The sequence below is a fragment of the Thermococcus sp. genome, assembly GCF_027012695.1.
GTDB lineage: Archaea > Methanobacteriota_B > Thermococci > Thermococcales > Thermococcaceae > Thermococcus.
Genome location: NZ_JALUYR010000108.1, coordinates 1 through 19,585 on the forward strand (window position 1 = coordinate 1; position 19,585 = coordinate 19,585).

At 55.4% G+C, this 19,585-nt stretch carries 21 protein-coding genes and 1 pseudogene; 8 read left to right on the forward strand and 14 right to left on the reverse strand.

Translation table 11 applies throughout. From position 1 onward, the window contains the following. A pseudogene (locus MV985_RS08065) lies at window positions 1-237 on the reverse strand (phosphotransferase); the annotation flags it as partial. Window positions 238-246: 9 nt separating this feature from the next. Continuing rightward, window positions 247-1,968, reverse strand: a complete 1,722-nt coding sequence (locus MV985_RS08070) for a chloride channel protein (RefSeq protein ID WP_297465113.1) — start codon at window positions 1,966-1,968, stop codon at window positions 247-249. An 81-nt stretch (window positions 1,969-2,049) separates the two neighbouring features. Between MV985_RS08070 and MV985_RS08075 the strand changes: the two genes are divergently transcribed. Then, window positions 2,050-2,520 (forward strand): hypothetical protein, encoded by a 471-nt coding sequence (locus tag MV985_RS08075; protein WP_297465140.1) that lies wholly within the window; start codon window positions 2,050-2,052, stop codon window positions 2,518-2,520. A gap of 18 nt (window positions 2,521-2,538) precedes the next feature. Here the strand turns inward: MV985_RS08075 and MV985_RS08080 are convergent, their stop codons facing one another. Further along, on the reverse strand, window positions 2,539-3,858 hold the full coding sequence (locus MV985_RS08080) for a cation:proton antiporter (RefSeq protein ID WP_297465115.1): 1,320 nt from the start codon (window positions 3,856-3,858) through the stop codon (window positions 2,539-2,541). After that, window positions 3,846-4,340 (reverse strand): CBS domain-containing protein, encoded by a 495-nt coding sequence (locus MV985_RS08085; RefSeq protein WP_297465142.1) that lies wholly within the window; start codon window positions 4,338-4,340, stop codon window positions 3,846-3,848. The genes MV985_RS08080 and MV985_RS08085 overlap by 13 nt, the downstream gene beginning before the upstream one ends. Before the next feature lie 169 nt (window positions 4,341-4,509). Here MV985_RS08085 and MV985_RS08090 point away from each other — a divergent pair, with 169 nt between their 5' ends. Next, window positions 4,510-5,205, forward strand: coding sequence for a hypothetical protein (locus MV985_RS08090; protein ID WP_297465116.1), 696 nt, complete (start codon window positions 4,510-4,512; stop codon window positions 5,203-5,205). On the opposite strand, the gene speB is transcribed toward MV985_RS08090, so the two are convergent. From speB to MV985_RS08115, 5 genes are all read right to left on the reverse strand, one after another. Further along, window positions 5,155-6,012: an agmatinase gene (gene speB, locus MV985_RS08095; protein WP_297465118.1), complete on the reverse strand. Its 858-nt coding sequence runs from the start codon at window positions 6,010-6,012 to the stop codon at window positions 5,155-5,157. The genes MV985_RS08090 and speB overlap by 51 nt on opposite strands. A 72-nt stretch (window positions 6,013-6,084) precedes the next feature. Beyond that, window positions 6,085-6,495 (reverse strand): translation initiation factor IF-5A, encoded by a 411-nt coding sequence (locus tag MV985_RS08100; protein WP_297465120.1) that lies wholly within the window; start codon window positions 6,493-6,495, stop codon window positions 6,085-6,087. Window positions 6,496-6,563: 68 nt separating this feature from the next. Continuing rightward, entirely contained in the window at window positions 6,564-7,943 is a 1,380-nt protein-coding gene (locus MV985_RS08105) for a sodium-dependent transporter (protein ID WP_297465123.1), read from the reverse strand. A 60-nt stretch (window positions 7,944-8,003) separates the two neighbouring features. Beyond that, window positions 8,004-8,663, reverse strand: a complete 660-nt coding sequence (locus MV985_RS08110; RefSeq protein ID WP_297465125.1) for a 16S rRNA methyltransferase — start codon at window positions 8,661-8,663, stop codon at window positions 8,004-8,006. After that, on the reverse strand, window positions 8,641-9,807 hold the full coding sequence (locus tag MV985_RS08115; protein WP_366085356.1) for a saccharopine dehydrogenase family protein: 1,167 nt from the start codon (window positions 9,805-9,807) through the stop codon (window positions 8,641-8,643). Before MV985_RS08115 ends, MV985_RS08110 begins: the two co-directional genes overlap by 23 nt. Before the next feature lie 11 nt (window positions 9,808-9,818). Here MV985_RS08115 and MV985_RS08120 point away from each other — a divergent pair, with 11 nt between their 5' ends. Together MV985_RS08120 and MV985_RS08125 are read left to right on the forward strand one after the other, a co-directional pair. Further along, entirely contained in the window at window positions 9,819-10,391 is a 573-nt protein-coding gene (locus tag MV985_RS08120; RefSeq protein ID WP_297465146.1) for a metallophosphoesterase, read from the forward strand. Next, on the forward strand, window positions 10,391-11,365 hold the full coding sequence (locus MV985_RS08125; protein ID WP_297465127.1) for a hypothetical protein: 975 nt from the start codon (window positions 10,391-10,393) through the stop codon (window positions 11,363-11,365). The genes MV985_RS08120 and MV985_RS08125 overlap by 1 nt, the downstream gene beginning before the upstream one ends. A 1-nt stretch (window position 11,366) precedes the next feature. Here MV985_RS08125 and MV985_RS08130 read toward each other — a convergent pair whose 3' ends face one another. Beyond that, window positions 11,367-12,296: an RsmB/NOP family class I SAM-dependent RNA methyltransferase gene (locus tag MV985_RS08130; RefSeq protein ID WP_297465129.1), complete on the reverse strand. Its 930-nt coding sequence runs from the start codon at window positions 12,294-12,296 to the stop codon at window positions 11,367-11,369. 180 nt (window positions 12,297-12,476) lie between these two features. Then, on the reverse strand, window positions 12,477-13,424 hold the full coding sequence (gene argF / locus MV985_RS08135; RefSeq protein ID WP_297465148.1) for an ornithine carbamoyltransferase: 948 nt from the start codon (window positions 13,422-13,424) through the stop codon (window positions 12,477-12,479). A 239-nt stretch (window positions 13,425-13,663) separates the two neighbouring features. Here argF and MV985_RS08140 point away from each other — a divergent pair, with 239 nt between their 5' ends. The 3 genes from MV985_RS08140 to MV985_RS08150 all read left to right on the forward strand — a co-directional run bounded on the left by MV985_RS08140 (window position 13,664) and on the right by MV985_RS08150 (window position 15,735). Further along, on the forward strand, window positions 13,664-14,188 hold the full coding sequence (locus tag MV985_RS08140; RefSeq protein ID WP_297465130.1) for a DUF996 domain-containing protein: 525 nt from the start codon (window positions 13,664-13,666) through the stop codon (window positions 14,186-14,188). A gap of 63 nt (window positions 14,189-14,251) precedes the next feature. Continuing rightward, window positions 14,252-15,001 (forward strand): FAD-dependent thymidylate synthase, encoded by a 750-nt coding sequence (thyX, locus tag MV985_RS08145; protein ID WP_297465150.1) that lies wholly within the window; start codon window positions 14,252-14,254, stop codon window positions 14,999-15,001. Between the two features lie 47 nt (window positions 15,002-15,048). Then, window positions 15,049-15,735 (forward strand): STK_08120 family protein, encoded by a 687-nt coding sequence (locus MV985_RS08150; protein WP_297465131.1) that lies wholly within the window; start codon window positions 15,049-15,051, stop codon window positions 15,733-15,735. Here the strand turns inward: MV985_RS08150 and MV985_RS08155 are convergent. Next, the gene (locus MV985_RS08155; protein WP_297465152.1) at window positions 15,732-16,223 is read right to left on the reverse strand and encodes an HIT domain-containing protein; all 492 of its coding nucleotides are present in this window, start codon (window positions 16,221-16,223) and stop codon (window positions 15,732-15,734) included. The two genes, MV985_RS08150 and MV985_RS08155, sit on opposite strands and share 4 nt — an antisense overlap. Window positions 16,224-16,263: 40 nt before the next feature. Beyond that, window positions 16,264-17,205, reverse strand: a complete 942-nt coding sequence (locus tag MV985_RS08160) for a sodium:calcium antiporter (RefSeq protein WP_297465133.1) — start codon at window positions 17,203-17,205, stop codon at window positions 16,264-16,266. Between the two features lie 84 nt (window positions 17,206-17,289). Between MV985_RS08160 and MV985_RS08165 the strand changes: the two genes are divergently transcribed. After that, on the forward strand, window positions 17,290-18,525 hold the full coding sequence (locus MV985_RS08165; protein WP_297465136.1) for a 2,3-bisphosphoglycerate-independent phosphoglycerate mutase: 1,236 nt from the start codon (window positions 17,290-17,292) through the stop codon (window positions 18,523-18,525). 4 nt (window positions 18,526-18,529) lie between these two features. On the opposite strand, the gene MV985_RS08170 is transcribed toward MV985_RS08165, so the two are convergent. Further along, complete coding sequence (locus MV985_RS08170) at window positions 18,530-19,510, reverse strand: aminotransferase class I/II-fold pyridoxal phosphate-dependent enzyme (RefSeq protein ID WP_297465138.1); 981 nt, start codon at window positions 19,508-19,510, stop codon at window positions 18,530-18,532. Window positions 19,511-19,585 lie beyond the last annotated feature (75 nt).

Here is a 19,585-nt window from a genome sequence, read left to right on the forward strand (position 1 = left end):
GTCCTCGACTTCTGTTGTTAGGAGGAACCTGATACCGTTGCGCTCGTAGGTCCCCTCGTCAACCTTTCGGGCGTACCTGAGGAGTTCTCCCTCCCACTTTGGGTTTAGGATATCCCCCGTCCCAACGAGACCGAGACCCTTGAAGCGCGCGTTTTCCGCTAGGTTGGGTATGGTCATGGCCTTTGAAACCGCTTTGGAGTAGCGGGAGTGAATGTGGAGGTCAGCATCGACCAGCATTCGAACACCTCAGTCTATGTACATGCTCTCAAGACCGCGGTAGTAGGCGCGGTATATGTCCTTTTTTGTCACCACTCCAACCAGTTTTCTGTTTTTCGGACTCTCGACGACCGGCAGGAGATTCTGGTTGTAGACCATTAGCTTTTCGAGGGCATCCTGCGCCGTTTCATGGGGATAGGTGATGCCGTAAGCCCTCCTGAGGAAGCGCTTTACCCTCAGCCTCTTTACAGAGCTCGTTCTTTTGAGGATGTCCTTGACCCCTATTATCCCGACGACTTCAAGGTTCTCGTTGACGACGGGGAAGCAGTCGTGGCCCGTCTCCGCTATTAGGTGCTCCACCTCGAAGAGTGTCATGTCCTCGGTGACGTAGACAGGATCCCTTGTCATTATCTCGCCCACGGAGATGGTCTCCAGGATGACCGGTTTTCCGGTCTTGATGCGGTAGCCCTTCCGCAGGAGCTTGAGGGTGTAGATTGACTCCCCCCTGAGGAAGAACCTCGCGGTCAGGAAACCCATCGTCGCCGACGTCATAACCGCCGGCAGGACGGCGTAGCTTCTCGTGAGTTCGGTAACCATGAGTATCTGGGTCAGCGGCGCCTGGGTCATGCCGCTGAAGAAGGCCGCCATTCCCGCGAGAGCGTAGACCGTAGGGTTGGCACCCAGCGAGGGCATGAGGGCTCCAACGATCCCCCCGAAAGCCGCTCCAAACATGGTCCCTATGTAAAGGCTGGGGGCGAAGACGCCGCCACTCTGGCCGGATCCTATGGTCAGAGCGGTGGCGATCATCTTCACGAGCCCGAGGATTATCATCATCCCGATTGCGAGCTCCCCGTAGAAGGCCATCCTCATGCCCTCGTATCCTATGCCGAAGATCCCGTACGCGGGAAAGAGCATCCCTAGGAAGCCAACGCCCAGACCCCCCACGACTGGCTTCCAGAGTTCGGGGATCCTGGACCCTGTGAACCGATCCGTAAGCCAGTAAAGGAAGAGTGCATAAAAGGCTGCCATTATTCCGAGCAACAGGCCCAGGAGGAAGAAGAAGGGCAACTCGGGAAGGGTGTGCCCTATCCCACCGGGGATCTCGATCTCGAAGGCGTTCCTCAGGACTGCGAGAGTTACGGCGTTGCCGGTGACCGCGGCTATGAAGATGGGAACGAGGTTTATCGAGAAAGCCCCCATGTAAACCACCTCAAGGGCGAACATGGCCCCCGCGAGGGGAGTGTTGAAGGTCCCCGCTATTCCGGCCGCGAGGCCGCACGTGACGAGGAGCTTCCTCATCTCCCTGGAAAGCCCGAACCACCTGGCGAGGATCGAGGTCAGCGCCGCGCCGATGAACCCTATCGGGCCCTCCCTTCCGACGCTTCCGCCAGAGCCTATCGTTATCGATGTCGCGAGGGTCTTGAGGATCGCGAACCTACCGGGTATGTTGCCCCCTTTGAATATGACCGCCTCTATCACCTCCGGGATGCCGTTTCCCCTTATGTCGGGCTCGTTTCTTATCATCAGCGCGACGATCAGGGCCCCGAGGGCCGGGAGGAAAATGTAGCCCGCGTTGAAGCCGCCGACTTCGTAGGAGATCTCCGGGAGAATCAGGTCAAAGAAGAGGTGATGAGTACCAGCTATAAGCAGTCTGAAGGCTATGGCACCGGCTCCCCCAACAAGTCCCGCCAGGATGGAGAACCCTATTACTATGCCCCACTTCTTTATGTATCTCCTTCCCCACGTTTCCATTTTATCCCGGTTAACTTTGGATTCCACCTAAAAAAGCTTAAGCTTTTATAGTTCTCAATCAAACCTTCCCCGGTGAAGGACATGAAGGTTGAAGGGTTCGTTGCTTCCCTCAGGAACGCCGAGACGATCGGCGAGCTGTTCAAGATACTACAAGAGAAAGGCGCCCCAATAGTTGAACTCGACGGCCAGAGGTTTCTGATAGTCGTCGAGGGCGACTTCGAGGGAAGGCCGTTCTGGACCGAGATAAACGGCGAGAAGGCCAACCAGGTCCTGGGAGATGCGATGCTCAACTCCTCGAGCTTCCCCTTCAAGTGCAAGAGGCCGTACACCGGCGGAAACGTCATCTTCGTGAACTTTGACGATATAGAGGTCGAGAAGTTCCTAGTTGCTTACCGCGACCCTGACTACGGGATTTTCTACATCGTCGAGAACGGCGAGGCAAAGGAGATAACGGAGAAGGAGTACCAAGAGCTGATTCGGGAGATGCCGGAGTTCAGGGTAAAGTCCATGAGCGACGAGCAGATGGACATGATGGGTGCTTTCTTCGGCTGAAAAATTAGAAAGGGAACTTCATCGGCCCTCCTTTATCTCCCTTATCCTCTCCTTTGTTTCCCGTATTCTTTCGACTTTCTGGGCCGTCTTCGCCGCCCTGGCTTCCTCTATCTCGCGCTTGAATGCCCACTTGAGGAGCGGAGGCGTTATGAGCACGGAGACGGTTATGAATATCAGCGTGGCCGCTATGAACTCGGGCGCGTGCTCGGGCTTTATCGCCCCGCCGTGGATGGCCACCATGAGGTCCACCAGGGCCACTTCCGTCCTTGGAATCGAGCCTATGCCCATCTGGAGGGACATCCAGAAGTTCTCCCTTGTGAAGAGGAACTCCCTTCCGCGGCCCCATGCCGTTATCCACGCACCGAAGCCCCTGCCGATGATCTTGCCCACGATCGCGACGGTCGTGAGAACGGCGGCCAGAACGAGGGCGTCTTTGTGTTTGAATACGGTGAGGTTAAGCATTGCACCGGTGTGGACGAAGAAGAAGGGTATGAGCAGACCGTAGCCGATGGCCCTGACGTCGTCCATCAGGCGCTTTCCCTCCGGGAGCTTCGAGAGGGTAAGGCCCATCATGAAGGCACCCTCTATGGCCGCTGCGAACCAGCCCTCAGCGAGAGCCGCGAAGAGGAACATCATCCCAAGGGCCATCCCCAGGACGCCCTTCTCGACGTGGAGCCTCTCGGCGAATCTGATGTAGTAATCAACGAGGTACCACCAGATGACACCGGTTATGAGGAAGAAGGCAACTATCTTAAGACTGAGCTCGATGAGGCTTCCGGTTCCCACCGCGAATATGACGAGGGCGATGCCGAGGAAATCATCCATGACGCTCGCGCTGAGCGAAGCCGCACCAACCTCGCTCTTGAGAACACCGAGGTCCATCATAACGCGGACGGTCAATCCAATGCTCGTTGCGGTGAGGAGAACGCCGCCGGCAAAGGCCTCCCTGCTGTCGTAACCGAGCTCCATCAGAGCAAACCAGCCGAGAATCAGCGGAACGAAAACGCCCATGATGGTGGAAACCGTCGCGGTGAGACCGGTTTTCTTTAGCTGTTCTATATCGGTGTCAAGGGCACCGAGGAAGAGCAGGAAGATTATGCCCAGCTTGGCCAGGAAGTTTGCTATGGCCGTCGTATCTGTGGCAAATCCCTCCCCGCTGACTATCGGGAGGTAATGTGGGGCAACGAGACCGAAGTAGACGAGGTTGCCGAGGATCATACCCATCAGGAGCTCTCCGAGGACGCCGGGGAGCTCGTACCTCTCGATTATGCTGTCGCCGATCTTTGCGAGTATAAGGGAGATGCCGAGGGCGAAGAGCAACCATGTTACTGTTTCCATTGGGGACCACCCACCCGAAGCAGTCTCAGGAGTTCGTCTATCAGTATGCGGAGGCTTATCTCCCCCACCAGCCTCTCGCCCTCGACGACTGCCAGCACCTGAACCCGGTACTTGCGCATCTTGATGAGCGCGTCCAGGACCGTTTCCTCGCCACCTATCGTGAGCACCTGCTTCTCGGCAACGTCCCCCGCGGTCGTGGCCCCTCCCAGCAGGGATTTCATGGGCTTACTGGTCATACCGAGCTTGAAGCGATGGACATCCGGCGGAAGAAGAACATCTATGACGTCCATATATCTGATGATACCGACGAGTTCCATGCTCTCCCTGTCCCTGACGACCCAGACGTGGTGTCTCGTTCTCAAGATTTTCAGGACGCTGATTATGTCGGTATCGTCCGTGACCACGGGTATACTCCCGGGTCCGGACATTACGTTGGATATCTTCATCGAGTGGAAGTGCTGAAGGGCGCTTTCAACGTCCATGGCCTTCACCTCTACTCGATGGGGAAAAGAAGTATTTAAATGTTCGTGGGGGCAAATCTGCATCAGGGGAGTCTTTAGAACGTTGTACCATTCCCCTGAGTTCACAGATCTGTCCCGGTATGTATATAAGGGACAGCTGCAGATGGTCCTGATGAGTGGAGGGGGGCTCGTGAAGACGTGGGAAAGGGGAATCCTTCTTGGAGCCAGGGTTGTGGTTTTCCTGGGTCTTGTCAGCGCCGTGATGTCTGGCAAGGCCGATCAGGTGGCGGCGGCCCTCTCGGGCCTGGTTTCCCTCTTCGTTCCCGACCTTGTGAGGGCCGTCTATCCCAATCCGGGCAGGAAGTTCTGGCCCTGGGTGAGCCCCTTCTACAACGACGGAGTTTACACGCTCTTCGCGGTTTTCATGGCCGCCCACATAACGTTCCTCAACGTGCCCTTTCTCCACCTCGACCTCTACAACAGGATCTGGGGGTACGCCGACGTGCCGAGCCATCTCCTCGGCGGTCTCGTAACGTGGGTAACCTTCAACGAGGTCGTCCTGGAATCCTCCCGGACCTACGGCCTGAACTGGAGCACCGGAAAAATAGTTGGAATAAGCTTCCTGGCCCTCATTCTCGTCGGTGTTCTCTGGGAGTTCTTCGAGGTGGCGATGCAACCGGCGATGCCATGGCTCTACGAGAGCCTGAAGAACAAAGTCCAGGACTTGGCAATGGAGACGCTCGGATTCGTCATCGGACTGATCCTGGTTGGACGCTTTGAGTACCCATACTCGCTGGCGAAACCCTTCCCCGGAAAATCCGGGGGGAGGGGGTGGTCACCGACCCACCGCCCCCAGGAAGTGGAAGAGCAGCTTCGCACCGGTTAGGGCGGTGGGATCTCCGAGGCTCTCACCGGCGACCTCCATTATGTCAAAGCCCGCTATCCTCTTGTTCTCGACAAGCCACTCGATAGCCCCAACCACGTCCCAGAATCTCAGTCCTCCCGCCTCTGGCGTTCCCGTCGAGGGAACGAGCGAGAGGTCGAAGACGTCTATATCAATTGAGAGATAAACCGGCTCTGGGAGGGCTTTGACCTCCTCTATGAAGGCGTTGAAACTATGGTTCCTTGCATGAACCCAGCGGATGCCTTTCTCCTCAGCGTACTCGACCTCCTCCCGCGTTCCGCTCCTTATCCCGAACATCGCCTCCCTAACGCCGAGCTCGCTTATCCTCCTGGCGACACAGGCGTGGTTGAATTGGTTGTCCTGATAGGAATCCCTCAGATCAAGGTGTGCATCAAAGACGACGTAGCTCTTTGGTTTCAACGCCTCGACCGCCCCTAGGGTCTGGGAGTGCTCGCCGCCGAGGAGTATTGGAATGGTCTTTGGGTTGGCCCCCTTAAGCTCTTCAATCGTCTCCCTGACCCTGTCTGCTGTTTTCCGGGGATCACCTGCGACAACGGCGACGTCACCTATGTCGGCTATCGGGAGTTCCGCTATGTCAACGCCGTAGTCCAGAATGTAGCTCTCAAGGTTGAGAGTTGCGTGCCTGATAAGCGTCGGCCCAAATCTGGCTCCCGCTTTAAAGCTTGTGGTGCCATCAAAGGGTACACCGAGGATTGTGAAGGCAGCCTCCTCCGGTTCGACGAGGGGGAACTCCAGCTTGAGCGTCTCGTAAGTGTGGAGGAAGTCCATACTCTCACCTCATCGGGGTTTGAGGGACTCCTTAAAAGGTTTCAGAAGGGGAGTTAAAATAGAATAGAGGGCTCACTCGCCCTTGAGTTTCATGATCTTTATCCTGCCGAGGGTCTCCCAGTACTCGACGTTGATGCCCTCCCTGAGCTGGTCCTTGATGTCGTCGGCCACTCCACTCTCGATCGGGACGTCGTAGAGTTCATAGGTCTCCATGTCCATTATCTGGACCGTGTCGGGGGTGAGGGCTATGACCTGGGCGGTTCTCTTGTCGATGATCGGAACCTCAACCTCGGCGCTGGTGGGCTTGACGATGCTCCTCACCTTGCCATCGAAGATTCCAACGGCCTCGATCCTCGCCTTGGCCGAACCGTGCTTGCCCGGTGAGGAAACGGTTATGTTGGCTATCCTGCAGGGTTCCCCATCGATGAGAATGTACCTTCCCGGCTTGAGCTTGCTGACCTGAACCTTGGTTTTGTCTCCCATTTTTCAGACCTCCTATAAGCGTTCTAAAGCCGATTGGGAGGGGACTTTAAAAAATTTTTGAAGAGGTCTCAGCGGTGGGACTTCAGGAGCATGCCGTTCATGAGCACGGGTATAAAGAGCACCAGTCCCAGGAAGGCCCCTATCTTAACGGCCAGATTTCCAGTTGAGATGGTGTAGTAAAGCGTCGCCAGTCCCGTTACCAGCAAAACGATGATAACCCCCGCCGTGAGTCCCCGGTTCCCCATCAGCTCCGAAGAGAGCAGCGGATAGGCCTCGGCGGCCGCCACCAGAGCGCCGACCGCGAAGGGAACGACAACGAACATCGTCTTGATGTCCCCGACGACCATGGAACCACCTATGACCATGCCCAGCAGGGACACCAGTCCGAGACTACTGGTCCTGCCCAGCTGCATGACCTCCGCGAGCATCTGACTTCCCATCTCGATGAGGACTATTATCGTTGTCATTCCCGCGAGGTAGAGGGATAGCATCAGCAGGACAATGAGGGTTCTATCGCTGGCGACGTTTCCCTTCAGTATCTGGGGTATCGAGTAGAAGACCTCTATTGACGCAATCGGACTCTTCTCGCTGTTGGTGGTGTACTCCTTCAGCTCAGTGAACTTGGTAAAGAGCTTCATGGCCTCCTCGGCCGGGATGTTGGGGTTCTGGTAGGCCCTCTGGAACCCCTGGTATGCGGCACCCAGGGAGTAGGCAACGGTGAAGGCGGCGGCAAAGCTGAGGATTATCTGGAGGACTACGACCGCCCCGAGAACCCTCTTGAAGTCAAGGTCCTCCGGCGAAAAGCTCCCTATGACGTAGTAAACCCCCGCACCGAGACCCAGGGAGACAAGGGTCGAGACGGTCAGATAGAACACCCCCCTCACCGTCAGCGGAAGGTCCAGGGAGGTTATGGAGGAAACGGCATGCTGCATGTACTGAACTGCCTGGGGTGATGTGACGGTGGCGAGAGCCTGGTTCCTGATCAGGAACGCGGCAAGAAGCGCGAAGACAACGAAGAGAATGGAAACAACTGCGATGAACTCCAGAGTCTTCCCCCTGGCCATCATCAGGAGGACCGCCGAGAGGAGTATCGTCGCCAGTACGAACAGGAGGGTGTAGCTCTGGCCAGAACCGAGGATGAAAACCAGGCTGTAGGCTGAATAGTAGGTGGTAACACCGAGGAGGATAAGGAGGAACATGAGCAGGGTAAATATAAGCGCCGGTGTCCGCGCGATCTTAAAGAACAGCTCGTAGACCAGGTAGCGGGTCCGCTTGGTGCTCTCGGCCTCACTGTACATCAGGAACACGCCGATTAGCATCGGGATCAACGACAGCAGAAAGCCCTTGAGTCCGAAGGTTATGTAGTATTTGGGCATCACCAGGAAGTTCCATATTCCAAGCACGTAACCGGTTATGAGAAACGCCATCAGGACGCTAACCTTTCTCATCGTTGCATCACCCCTTCAATGCAGGTTCTTGATGTATAAAAACGTTGTGTAAGGGTCCGACTAGAGCACCGCAGCCTCAAAGTTGACAACCACCTCGCTGACAACCGTCCATGCCATAAGAGGCTTCCTGTAGATGCTCACCAGCTTCCATGGGATCTTGCTCCTGAAGTCTCCATGCGGAAAGCCCCCAATTATCACGGCGGGGGTTTCCAGTCCCGCGAGTACGCTCCCGAATTTCCGGGGTTTAACGAAGCGCCCTGTCTCATGCATCACGAAAACCCCGTCAGAACCTATCTCCTCGACGAGTTCTTCCAGGGTTTTCTCCTCCATCCTGAGAAGCTCAAGGCCACCTGGAACGGCGCGGTTCTTGAAGAGGCTCTCCATCAAACCGACGAAGCGGTTGTAGTTCCTCGGAATCCTCGTCTCAGGCTTGATGTATATCACCTCGTCGTTCCTCGTGTGAACGTAGACCCTCAGAAGGCCCTCCTTGTTGGCTATGCTCTCAAGCGCGTTGAGCAGGCAGATGTGAACGATATCCGGCCTGCCGCGCCTCTCACCATCGGGGAGTTTTCTAAGGGCCGCGTGGTGGTAGGTGCTGTCGAGGAGCACCTCCCCCGGCCTCTTGCCCCGTCTCTTGGCATAGCTGACGACGGCCGGGTGGTCCCTTATGGACTCCGGGACGGGTTCAAGCTCGGCATCAGCTATCACCAGGTGAAGCATTCTCCCACCTCTCCAGCTTTATCCCCCTGTCGGCCAGTTCCTCGCTTATCCTCGTGAAGGTGTCTATCCTCATGCCCAGTATCTCCGGAGGAATTACCCCGTAGATGCAGCTCTGCTCGGCAACGAGCCTCGCCACTATGGCCGCGGTAAAGCCCGTAACGCGCGCCATCGAGGTGAATCCATCTTTCTCCTCGTCGTAGAGGAGGTAGCCTATCTCCTTCGGCTTCCCGTCAATGGTTCCCCTTCCGAAGACCTGCATTATCGAGAAGTCCGGGCTCTCGTAGGTCATGAGCGGCGTTATCACCTCGAGCGTCTTGTCCACGTGCTCCGGCTTGAAGAAGCCGAGTTCCCTCAAAACTTTCATCCTCTCAAGGTGGCCCGGCCAGCGGAGCGTCCACTCCTCGAGCTTTTCTGCCCTCACGCTCTCCAGAAGGCTCCTAAGACCGTCGCTCACGAAGGCCTCGAACTCAAGACCGCGAACTTCAACGCGCTCGATTCTCTCGAATGGGTCAACTGCCTTTATCTCACCGTCCCGTATCACCCTCGCGGGTCTCGTGTATTCCTCGATTAGATCTTTAGGTGACCATGTAATTCTGTAATAAAGTGGTGGCCTTGGCTCCTTTGGAAGACCGCCGACGTAGATGTAGCCCTCCTTCAGCTCGTCCATCTCTCCCCATATCCTGCCCATGAGCATATGGCTCAATCCGGGGGCAAAGCCTGCATCAAAGATAACTGTAACCTGTGCCTTCTCAGCTTCATCCCTTAGCTCGAGGGGGTTCTCCGGCATGAACGAGACGTCAACCATGTCTGTTCCGGCCTTTATCGCCGCCCTGACCGCTTGATAGCCGAACCTGCCGGGCAGAGCACCAACGACAAGCTCGAAGTCCCTCATGACCTCAACGAGTTCATCGAACCGGGAAGCATCAACCCTTACCGGCGTCGCGAAGTCGGAAATTGCCCTGAGCCTGTCCCCGCTCAGATCCCCCACGTGGACGTCGAATTCATCCCTCAGGTCCCACGCTATCGCTCTTCCAACGTTTCCTGCTCCAAGGACGAGAACCTTCATGGCATTCACCGGGAATCCCTGTACCTTGGGATTAATAACGTTGGCGGAAGGCGTATATACTTTGGTGTTGAACTCCATGGGTGTTGGACATGCTCGGTTTCCTGAGGAGAAGAAAACTCCGAAACCTCCGGCAAAACACCGGAGAAATCCTCGTGATGCACCTGGGGGACACACCGGAGAGAGTGTATCCTTTTGTCGAGGAGCTCATAGGGGAGTACGGACCGGACGTTATTATACACACCGGGGATCTGGTTGACAACGTGAAGCTCGAGAGGAGGCCCGAGCTGAAACCTGTTTACGAGGGGGGACTCAGGAAGCTGGCGCGGATCCTCAAGGACTCCGGGGCCCGGCTCTACGTCGTCCCGGGCAACGAAGACGATCCGGAGCTTCTGAAAAAGTACTTCGGGGAAAGCGTCGTCGAGCCGGGAAGCGTTGTGGATATCGAGGGGAGGACCTTCGCCCTCGGGCACTCCTGGGAGGATGTCATTGATGTGGACGCGGACTTCAAGCTCTACGGTCACAACTTCGAGACCATCCCCCGGGGATTGAACGCGGTTCTCGGCGTCAACTTCATCTTCCTTCCAAGCGGCAGGGTCGTGAGGATTGACTATCCGATCGGAACCGATACCGCCAGGGGGTACAAGCTGAGGAGGGGTCTCTGATGAGGCTGATGCGGTTTGGACCCTCCGTGGTCTTTCTCAGAACCCCGCAGAAAGGGGAGGTCAAGAGGGCGATGGCGGAGCTCTTTGGCGCTGAGGAAATTCCGACGGAGATCGCTATTCGGAGGAGCCATGAGTTTGAAACCCTTCTTTTCGTGACGGACGAATGGAAGAAGAGGACCATTCCACCGAAGAGCGCTTTCCTGATACGGTATCACGCGCCCGCGGTTCTTAGCAGGGTGATAAACGCCGGGTTGCCGGTGGAGAGGGTTCACGTCGAGAGCACGATAATATTTTTGAGGGTTCCCGAAAGGGTCGAGGAGGGCCTGAAGCTGATCGCCGAAAAATACGGGGGACAGGTTATGGACATAAGGAGCGCCCTCGATGAGGGCGAGGCCATGGACACAGTAATCGGCGTCACCCGGAAAAAGCTGGGCGCTCCCATAGGGCCGGAGGACGTGGAAGGCGCCGTTCTCATCCGCAGGGACTTTCTGAGCGTTTACCGCGAGCTGGTGCTCGACGTCCCGCTCCTCCTCATGAAGCTTCTCCCCGAATGGAATGAGCTGACGATAAAGGTCTACGACACAGAGAGGCGCTACGAGGAGCACATCGAGAGGCTGATGATGGTTATAGAAGATCTAGACTTAGGCTTCATCGTCGGCGAGGGCTGGGACTGGGACTATCCGAGGCCATTCATGCGCGTTCCCGTTTATAAGCTCAAGCTTCTCACTTGGGAGAAACCAGAAAAGGTTAAGTTCCTGCTAAAGGGACTTGAGTACAGGGGTTACAAAAGGCTTTGCGACATAGACGTATTCGTGGAGGGCAAGAAGATACACTGGACTTCCCTGGGAAAATACAACTCGAAGTTCGAGCTGGCTCAAAAAGCCAGAGAAGAGCTCGAAAAACTTCTGAGTGATGACGTGAAGAAAAAACTCCACGAGATAGAGGAAAGACTTATCGCTGAATCCAGGGAGTGACTCATTTCTTCATTATCTTTGCCACAAAAAACCCGCTCGTCCCGTGTCTATCGGGATAGAAGCGCCTCGCCTTCTTTATCTCTTCGCTCAGCTCGATTCCAAAGGGATTGGTCAGGGCGGGCTCTCCGTAGCGGAGGGGCAAAAGCTCAACATCGAAGTTGTCCAGAACCCACTGGATCACGAACTCGTTCTCCTCAGGCTCGAGGGAGCAGGTGGAGTAGACGAGGGTTCCACCTTTCCTGAGGACACTCAGGCCCTTCTCGATGAGCTTCATCTGCAGGTTCTGGCAGAACTTCACGTCCTCCATAGTCCTGCTGGCCTTCCGCTCGGGGTTCTTGTGTATCGTTCCCGAGCCGGTACAGGGGGCATCGAGGAGGATTTTATCGAACTCAACGCCGAGCTCGTCTATGTAGAGCGACGATTTATGGAAAAGGACGGTGTTCGTAACGCCAAGGCGGGAGAGGTTGAGCCTAGTCTCCTTTAAGCGTTCCTCGCCGACGTCGAAGGCGTAGATTATTCCCTCGTTCTCCATGAGTTGAGCCAGATGGCTCGTCTTTCCGCCCGGTGCAGCCGCCATGTCGGCAACCGTCTCGCCTGGCTTCGGCTCAAGGGCAACGGGAGGATACATAGAGCTCGCCTCCTGGATGTAGAGGAGGCCGCTTAAGTATTCGGGCGTCGAGGTTATCGAGAATGGTTCCCTCGTCAGACAGAAGCCTTCCCTCGTCCATGGCACCCTTCTAAACTGGAAGCCCTTCTTGTTGAGGAGCTTGGTGAGTTTGGGGACCTCGATGCGGAGGGTATTAACGCGGAAGCACCTCGGCAGAGGCCTTTCCATCGCCCCGGCTATCTTTAATGCCCGCTCACCCCAGAGCTTGTAATAGCGTTCCGCAAAGGTCTTTGAGTATCCGAGGGAAAACAACCTTTCGAGCATGGTTGAAGGTTGGGGGAGGGGTTTAAAAGGTTCTTCGTCTGTGAAACCTCACTTTCACAAAAGATCCGATTTGTGAAAATCCGTTTTCATAACTCGCCACTTTCATAAACCGCACCCCCTATGAAAACGGACTTTCGGGGAAGGCCAGACTTTGAGAAAAACAAAGTGAAGAAGAAAAGCTCAGACCTTAATCCCGCCCATAATGAGGGCCATCAGGGCTTTCTGGGCGTGCAAGCGGTTCTCAGCCTGGTCAAAGACGACGCTGTGGGGAGAATCAATGACATCATCTGTAACCTCCTCGCCTCTGTGAGCGGGGAGGCAGTGCATGAAGATGTAATCCGGCTTGGCGTGTTTGACGAGTTCTCCGTTGACCTGGAAGGGCATGAACACCTTTCTTCTCTGCTCCGCTTCTTCCTCCTGCCCCATGCTGGCCCAGACATCGGTGTATATCACATCCGCGTCCTTGACAGCCTCAACCGGATCGTGGAGGAGCTCGAAGGAACCACCGCTCTCGGCCGCGTTCTGCTCGGCCCACCTGATGACCCTCTCATCCGGCTCGTAGCCTTCGGGCGTTGCCACAACGACGTGAGCGCCGAGTTTTGTGCCCGCTATCATTAGTGAGTGCGCCACGTTGTTCCCATCTCCAAGGTAGACTATTTTGAGCCCCTTAATCCTGCCCTTCTTCTCGAGTATGGTCTGGTAGTCCGCTAAAGCCTGGCACGGATGCGAGAAGTCGCTCAGACCGTTGATAACAGGAACGCTGGAGTACCTGGCGAGGTCTTCAACATCTCTGTGGTCGAAGACACGGGCCATTATTCCGTCGACGTACCTGCTGAGAACCCTCGCCGTGTCGGCTATCGTCTCGCCCCTGCGAAGCTGGAGGTCATTGGCGTTGAGGTAGAGGCCGTAGCCACCGAGCTGATAGATTCCGACCTCGAAGGAGATCCTCGTTCTGGTCGATGGCTTCTGGAAAATCATCGCAAGCGTCTTCCCCTCGAGAACGCGGTGTGGCTTGCCTATTTTGTTCCAGATCTTCATCATCTCGGCCGTCTTGAGAACGGTTTCGATCTCTTCCTTTGTAAAGTCCTGCAGGCAGAGAACATCCTTTCCTGCCAAACTAACCACCATGTGCATCACCATTTAAGGCTGCGGAGCGAATTTAATAATCCTTTCGTCGGGTCCGGGGATTCCGGGCTGAATGCTTTTGGTTCTGGCCCGGGAAAATCTTTCCAAATGTAATATTTACTGGGAGACTTTTTAGATCATAAACCCTGCCTGATGGACGTCCACGGTCAAAACTCTGCACGTTTATGTCCGGCAGGAAACGTTTATAACCCCTGGTGTATTTTTTAGTGTGGTGATGAAACGTGGCAAGTCTGAAAACGGCCAGGACGTGGGGAGGAATCGGCGCGATAATGAGTATGTTCTACTTCACCTACTTCCTGGGCTTTATCCTGAAGCTCTTCGCGGTGAGGGAGATCGCCGAATACATTGGTAACAGGAAAATAATGAGCGACTACCTCTGGGCGGCGATGCTCAACATAACCGGCAACCTGATAATGGTGGGAAGTTTCTACAGCGCCTGGGACAGGATAGGGGAGGCCATCGGCCGGCCCGAGGAAATAGCGAGCATAATCCACTCCCTCAACTGGTGGTTCTTCATAGGAGCGTTTCTTATACTCATTGGAACATGGTTCCTCAAGAGCAGCTACGACGCCATAGCGGTCCAGACCGGTGTCAGAACCTTCAGCACGGCGGCGCTCATGTACCTCCTCGGGGCCGTCTTCATGTTCTTTTTCATCGGTTACTTCCTGATCCTCGTAGGGGCTGTTCTGGAGGCCATGGCCTTTTTCGGTCTCCCGGAGGAACTCCCCGGACCGACCGGGGGTTAGTTTTCATCTTCCCTTTTCCCAAAAAGTAATAAACGGGGTGTCATTCTATGTTCGGTGGCGGTCATGGACGGCGGCATAGGGGTCAGGCTCGTCAATTATACAAGAAAACCGCTCGAAACTGTCACATGGGCGGCGCTCATAAGCTACTGGGATGGGTGGGAAACGGAAGCCTTTGATAGGATCACCAGGAAGGACGTTGAGCTGCACCTCCCGAGGGTTCTCGGCTACGGTCACGAGTCAATTCTGGAGCACGCCGTTCTTACCTTTGCCATTGAGGGATGTTCTCGCGTGTGTACGCACCAACTTGTAAGACATAGGCTCGCAAGTTATACCCAACAGTCACAGCGTTACATAACATTGAACCCAAGTGATGTGGAAGAGACCTTTGTGATTCCAGAGAGTGTAAAAGAAAAACCGGAGCTCTACGAGAAGTGGAAAAGACTCATGAAGAGCGCCATCGAGCTCTACGAGGAAACCTACAGGGCCGGCGTTCACCAGGAAGATGCCCGCTTCATACTCCCTCAGGCGGTGAGGACAAAAATCGTCGTTACGATGAACCTCCGCGAGCTGAAGCACTTCCTCGGTCTGAGGGCCTGCGAGAGAGCACAGTGGGAGATAAGGAAAGTTGCGTGGAAGATGCTCGAGGAGATAGCGAAGAACGAGGAGCTGAGGCCGATCATAAAATGGGCCAGGCTCGGACCGCGGTGTGTTCAGCTTGGCTACTGTCCGGAGGGCGAGCTGATGCCCCCGGGCTGCTGGAAGAGAACGCGGGAGAAGTGGAAGGCCTTAGCAGGTTCTAAACCTGAGGTTTAAAAAAGGCTTTTTTATCCCCCTTTCCCGTTATATCCTGGTGAGAAGTCTTGAAATCGAAGAGCGTCGAGATTGATGTTCCAGCCAGTTGGGAGACACTCCAGGTAATACTCAGTGAGCCCGAGAGGACACTACCGTTCTTTCCCTACTTTGAGAGCTTCCAGAACGGTCGAGTTAGGTTCAAGGTTCCCAGATTTATATTCAACTTTGGCTACGAATTCGAACTCGACGTGGGGATAGGACGAAACGAGGTTATATACACCTTCAGGGGAGAAAAGGGCATTCTGACGGTCACGTTTAAAATGATTGGGAGAAAGCTCCGCGTTACGGCCAGCTGGGCGGGCTTTGGAGAGGCACTAATGGGCAAGCCCCTTGAGAACTTCGCGAAGGGGATAGCGGAGGCAATCCGGGAGTTCTGCTCCTCCATGGCATGTCCCGTTGTTAGATTCCACGGGAGCGAGGGTGAGGTGGAGCACATAATACCCGAAACGGCCCCGGCTCTGGTTAAGAGGGTGGCAATGGAATTTGGAAAGGACTTTATACTTGAAGGAGAGGCGGAAGACGGGACGTATCTGGCCATAAAGGTTAAGGACGGCAACCTCAAGGAGCTAAGGGTCAGACGGGGTATGAAGGAGAGCGCTATTGAAGCGGACGTACCGGTCATAGAGCTCGGAAAAGAAGTTTTTGAAGGCCTCCCTCTTGATAAGAAGTTCAAAATAAGGGCAAGGAAACGTTAATCTTTCTCAACTTCTTCTATGGCCTTTTTCAGCTCGTCATAAGCTTCCTGGAGGGACTCTGGAATGACCTTTGTGTCGGCTATGACGGGCATGAAGTTGGTGTCTCCGTTCCAGCGCGGAACGATGTGCAGGTGAACGTGGTCGTCTATTCCAGCGCCAGCAACGCGGCCGAGGTTGACACCGAGGTTGAATCCGTCGGGCTTCATGGCCCTTCTCAACGCCCTGATCATGAGCTGGGAGAGTTTCATCATCTCAAGCAGCTCCTCGTCGGTGAGTTCCTCCCAGTTGGCGACGTGCCGATAGGGGGCTATCATGACATGGCCGGGGTTGTAGGGGTAGTTGTTCATGATTATAAAGCTGTGCTTCCCGCGGTAGAGGATCAGCCTCTCCCTGTCCCGGTTTTCCTTGGGAAAGTCGCAGAATATACAGCCCTCGTGCTTTGGGGAGCGTATGTACTCTATTCTCCACGGCGCCCACAGGACCTTCATTCTCACCACCAGAGGGAGAAAGAGAGGGAGTTTAAAAACCTTACAGCTCAACCCCCGAGAAAATCAGGGCCAGGTAGACCGCGTAGAGAACCAGGAAGTACGCTCCCACGCGCCGATCTATTCCCCCCGTTTTTCTGAGGGAGACTATCATCGGGATCATTGCGAAGAGAACCAGAACGACCGTCAGCACGGAAGCACCTGTATAGAGGGGCCTTATCAGTGAGGCGATGCCGAGAACGACGAGTGCGTTCATGATGTTTGCCCCTATTATGTTGCCGACGCTTATGTTTCCGCGCTCCCTGATTGCGCCGTAAAGGGCGTTCGTCATCTCAGGAAGGGATGTTCCGATGGCCACAACCGTCGCCCCGATCACAAAGTCCGATATTCCCAGGGCATGGGCTATGTTCCTGCCCCCAAAAACCACCATCTCTGCACCGCCCACCAGGAGAAGACCGAGACCGATGAGGATTATGTAATCCGAAATCACGACGTTTCCGCTGGGTTCCCAGTCAACCTCGCTCTTTGCGTGTCTCTTCAACAGCCAGCGGAGGTAGATCGCGTAGGCCAGGAGGAGGAGAAAACCGTCGAGTCTGCTGAGGGTTCCGTCAGCCGATAGAAGGATGAGAAACAGGAGCGAGGCCAGCATAACGAGGGAGTTCTCGTAGGCGGAGCGTCCGGCCTTGAGGGGTCTTATCATTGCGGCCAGACCGAGGATCAGGGAAATGTTGGCGAATATGCTCCCGAGAGCGTTTCCGAGTGCTATCCCATTGGCTCCCTGGTAGCTGGCTATGGCACTGGTGGTTATCTCGGGCAACGTCGTTGAAAGACTAACAAGGACTATGCTTATCACCAGGGGGGAGATTCCCGCCTTTCTGGCAACCTCGACGATCTTATCCGAGAGCCTGTCCCCGGCAATTACGAGAACAGCTATTCCGATGAGTATTGAAAGGGACCACACTGCGAACTCGATCACTCCCCTCACCAGGAGTGCCTTTTTCGAGACCGTTTAAAAGCTTGCCCAACAATCTTATTAACCCCGCTATCTAATCACCCCAGGTGATAGACCATGAAGAAACGAAAGGGATTGCTCATAATTCTTGATGGCCTCGGCGACAGGCCGATTAAGGAATTCGGCGGAAAGACTCCGCTGGAATACGCCAACACTCCCAACATGGACAGGCTCGCCAGGATGGGAATCCTCGGTCAGCAGGATCCGATTAAACCCGGTCAGCCTGCCGGCAGCGACACGGCACACCTGAGCATATTCGGCTACGATCCCCATAAAGTCTACCGCGGTAGGGGTTTCTTGGAGGCCCTCGGTGTTGGCCTCGACCTCGATAGGGACGATCTGGCTTTCCGCGTCAACTTCGCCACCATCGAGAACGGGATAATAGTTGACAGGCGCGCGGGAAGGATAAGCACGGAGGAAGCCCACGAACTGGCGAAGGCCATCCAGGAGAACGTCAAGCTCCCTGTTCCCTTCATCTTCGTCGGGGCGACCGGTCACAGAGCAGTTCTGGTACTCAAGGGTATGGCCAGAGGTTACCGCGTCGGTGAGAACGACCCCCACGAGCCGGGCAAACCTCCGAAGAAATTCACATGGGAGGACGAGGAGAGCAGAAAAGTAGCTGAAATCCTCGAGGAGTTCGTTAGGCAGGCCCACGAGATACTTGAGAAGCACCCCATCAACGAGAAGCGCAGAAAGGAGGGAAAACCCCCGGCCAACTACCTCCTCATCCGCGGTGCCGGAACCTATCCGGACATTCCGATGAAGTTCACGGAGCAGTGGAAGGTCAGGGCCGCGGCGGTGGTTGCCGTTTCCCTCGTCAAGGGCGTTGCCAGGGCGATAGGCTTCGACGTCTACACCCCTGAGGGAGCAACCGGCGAGTACAACACCGATGAGATGGCCAAAGCTAAGAAGGCCGTCGAGCTGCTCAAGGAGTATGACTTCGTCTTCCTCCACTTCAAGCCGACGGATGCAGCGGGCCACGATAATAATCCAGAGCTGAAGGCCAAGATGGTGGAGAAGGCCGACAGGATGATAGGCTACATTGCCGAGCACGTTGATCTCGAAGAGACCGTAATAGCGATAACCGGCGACCACAGCACGCCCTGTGAGGTCATGAACCACAGCGGCGACCCGGTTCCACTCCTCATAGCGGGCGGTGGCGTCAGAACCGATTCAACCGAGGCCTTCGGCGAGCGCGAGTGCATGCGCGGCGGCCTCGGCAGGATAAAGGGCCATGACATCGTGCCGATAATGATGGATCTCATGAACCGCTCGGAGAAGTTCGGGGCCTGAATACCTACCTCTCATTCTTCATTTTAGTCTCAACTTCCTTCAACGCCCTAATGAGCTTCTCGTTCTCCTCGGGCTTCCTCACCGAGAAGCGGATGAACTCTGGCAGGCCGAAACTCGTGCAGTCCCTCACAAGGATTCCCCACCTCTTGAGGGTTTCCACAACTTCTCCTGCGTTCCCAACGCGCTTGATGAAAAAGTTGGCGTCGCTTTTAACTCCCAGAGCTTTCTCAAGCCTCTCCTTCTCGCGCCAGATTAGGGGCATCGTCTTCCTCAGGTGCTCGAAGCCATCCTCAAGAAGAAACTCAAGGAAAGCCACACCCGTAGAACCTATGCCCCACGGCATTCTGACGCTTTTGAAAGCCTCCGGAAAGCCGAGAATGTAGCCAACCCTAATCCCGGGCAGGCCGTAGCTTTTTGTGAACGTCCTGAGCTTCACGACGTTCTCTCCGCTTGGGCTTTCAGCGTCTTTAACGAAGTCTATGAAGGCCTCGTCAAGAACTAGAAGGGCCCTGCTCTCTTCAACGGCATCGAGGAGGGGCTTAAGTTCCTTAACGCGGTAAAACCTCCCATCTGGATTGTTGGGATTGCAGAAGAAGACAATCGAATCCTTCTCAACCATCTCGGCCAGCTTTTCCGGCTCGTTGGGGCCTTTGATGACTCTGGCTCCGAAAATCTTAGCAACTCTTTCGTACTCACCGTAGGTGTGGCGCGGGATTACAACTTTCCTCCCGCGGAGCGCGAGAATCCCAATTAAATAGAGCGCCTCGGTGATTCCAGCCGTTACCGTGATTTCTTCCCCGATTAGCTCCGAAAGGCCTTCTTCAAGTCTTCCATAGTAGGGGTAGCGGTTGCTTATTTCCTTCGCCCTTTCGAACATCTCGTCGAGCCACTCTGGAGGATAGGGATTGAGGGATGCGGAGAAGTCGAGCAGGCCCTCTTCCCTCGCACCGCCGTGGTAGGTTGAGAACATCACGGGCTCAAGCATGGACAGGCCCCCGTTGCGAGGAGTAATGAGACGATTACCAGCCATTCGGCAACGACAAGCCAGTAAACCTTCAGG